Annotated in this window: 2 protein-coding genes; both read right to left on the bottom strand. The window is 32.9% G+C overall.

All coding sequences use genetic code 11. From position 1 onward, the window contains the following. Positions 1–124: 124 nt before the first annotated feature. Complete coding sequence (ftsZ, locus tag HMPREF3186_RS03755; RefSeq protein WP_003143912.1) at positions 125–1,216, bottom strand: cell division protein FtsZ; 1,092 nt, start codon at positions 1,214–1,216, stop codon at positions 125–127. A gap of 20 nt (positions 1,217–1,236) precedes the next feature. After that, complete coding sequence (gene ftsA, locus HMPREF3186_RS03750; RefSeq protein ID WP_231724155.1) at positions 1,237–2,619, bottom strand: cell division protein FtsA; 1,383 nt, start codon at positions 2,617–2,619, stop codon at positions 1,237–1,239. Positions 2,620–2,822 lie beyond the last annotated feature (203 nt).

The following is a 2,822-nucleotide window of genomic DNA, read 5'->3' as shown; positions in this document are numbered from 1 at the left end:
CCTCTCGTCAGTCCTAAATTTTGGAGACCCTTAATATGTGTGTATATTTTTAGTCTCCTTTCTCATCCATTACAACATAAAAAACGAAAAATCGAGAATTACTCGATTTTTCGTTTTTTATTTATTAGATTTCTCTTCTTGTTCTTCTTCTTGGACGTGGGTACATTTCTTGTTCTACTTCATTTTTACCGTATCCACTTGTGAATGAGCTAGCTTCTGGTTGAGCTGGGCGTTGTGCTAAGATATCTCTTTCAACACTTACTCCATCTTCTTCAAATCCAGTAGCGATTACTGTAACGATAATTTCATCAGTTTTCTCTAACTCTTCGTTAAATACTGTACCGAAGATCATGTTTACTTCATCATCACTAGCTTCTTGAACGATACTTGCAGCTGCTTGAGCTTCAAATAAACTTAATGATGGTCCACCAGTGATGTTTAATAACACACCTTTTGCTCCAACGATAGAAGTTTCTAATAGTGGAGATGAAATAGCTTTTTTAGCTGCTTCGATAGCTCTGTTTTCTCCTGAAGCTACACCGATACCCATTAATGCTGAACCTTGGTCAGCCATGATAGCTTTAACATCAGCGAAGTCAAGGTTAACTGTACCAGATACGTTAATTAAGTCAGAAATACCTTGTACCCCTTGACGTAATACGTTATCTGCTTCAACGAATGCTTGCATCATTGGAGTCGATTTATCAACGATATCTAATAATCTATCGTTAGGAATAACGATAAGTGTATCTACTGCACCTTTAAGTGAGTTAATTCCTGCTGTAGATTGTACTTGACGTTTTTTACCTTCAAAGTTGAATGGACGAGTAACAACACCTACTGTAAGTGCTCCTAATTCTTTAGCAATACCTGCTACGATTGGAGCGGCACCAGTACCAGTTCCTCCACCCATACCAGAAGTAACGAATACCATATCTGCTCCTTCTAGTGCTTCTTCAATTTTATCTTTAGTTTCTTCAGCTGCTTTACGTCCTACTTCTGGATTAGCTCCAGCTCCAAGACCTTTAGTTAATTTTTCACCGATTTGAATTCTTACGTCTGCTTTAGAACGTTTTAATGCTTGAGCATCTGTGTTAACTGCGATAAACTCTACATTTTGAATTCCACTTTCTACCATTCGGTCAACGGCGTTACCACCACCGCCACCAACACCTACTACTTTAATTACTGCTGATTGATCAAATTCTTCAAACATTCTTTATTTCCTCCTGATTATTATTCAAAAAACGAATTATACATTTTAGTTATTTTATCAAAGAAGTTTTTCTCTTCTTTTTCTTTATCTTTATCTTTTTTCTCTTCTTCGTAATATACTTCTTCCTCTTCTGTATGAGGCTCAGTAATTACAGGGGGTTCAACTTTTGAATTACTTACTGAAATTTCTTCTACTGCAGAAACATTTTCAAATGTTGAATTTGTATTTTTTACTGTTGGCACTTCATCAGTTACTTGATATCCGAATAATGACTCAATTTTATAACTACTAGTCAATGTTCCAACAACTACTGAAAGTTCTGGAGAATTAGCCCCAATAATTTTCGGAGATCCAATTCTAACATTCATTTTTCTTAGCATATCTTTAGCTAAGTCTAATACTCCTGGCATGAGTGTTGTTCCACCAGTTAGTACTACGTTTCCTTTTACTCTATTTATTCCAGCTTTTCTAAGAACATCAAATGAACGTAAGATTATTTCTTCTACTATTTCTTCAATATAATCTGCAAGTTCTTTTTGAGTATATGGTTCTTCATCTGGCTCAAGATTGTCTAGTTCAATAATTACTTGTGGTGATGCTAAATCATAAAATGCATGTCCTTGTGTAACTTTTATCTCTTCAGCACGCTTTAGCGGAACATTTAGTACATCTGAAATAGTTCGAGTAATATCCTCTCCAGCTAGCTCTATAGACTGAGATAATTGCAATATTCCATCTTCAAAATAGCTCACTGTTGTAAGTCCAGCACCAATATCAATTATTACTGATCCATAATCTTTTTCTTCATCATTAAGCAGTAATTCTCCTAATGCATGAGAAGTACAAAACGTCTCATTACAATCTAAACGTAAGTTTTCAATACTTTTATATATTGTGTGAAGATGAGTTTTAGAAGTTAAAACTCTATTTCCTGTTACTTCAAAAGCATTATGAACAGTCATTCCTTTTGGTTTTCTTATATTTTCAATATCATCAAGACGATAGTAATCCGGAATTACTTGAACCACTTCTCTTTCACGTGGTAATGGTAGAATTTTTGCTTCTTCAATTACTTCTTCGATATCCCTACCATCAATATCGTGTTTTGTATCAAATTTAATTTCCGCTACACTTTTTTTTATATGAGTGTGTATACTTGGAACTGCTACATATAATGATCTTATGTCTTTATTAGCTTCACTTTTTGCAATATCTATTGCTTTTTGAATATCTCTAGATGCTGACTCTACATCAATAATGTTACCACGTTTAATAGATGTAGTCTTTACGATTCCAACTCCGAGTATATTCAATTTTTCATATACTACATCTGCTATAATCACTTTTATACTAGATGATCCCAGATCTATTGAAGTATATAATTGTGAACTCAAGTCAAACACTCCTTCCTTTTAAAACTTTGTTATTATAATAAAATTGTAAATACACACATATTTTATTTACACATACTAAATTATAACATAAAAATTAAAAAAAAAATATGCAAAACTCCAAAAAAAATTAAATTTTATTAAAATATTTTCAATTTGTAATATATAATATAACTTTTTTAATTGGGTCTATAATAAATACGGTTGATAATAAA

This window comes from Gemella haemolysans, from assembly GCF_001553035.1.
Classification (GTDB): Bacteria; Bacillota; Bacilli; order Staphylococcales; family Gemellaceae; genus Gemella; species Gemella haemolysans_B.
The sequence above is the reverse complement of the archived record's forward strand: the minus strand, read 5'-3'. Positions and strand labels throughout refer to the sequence as shown.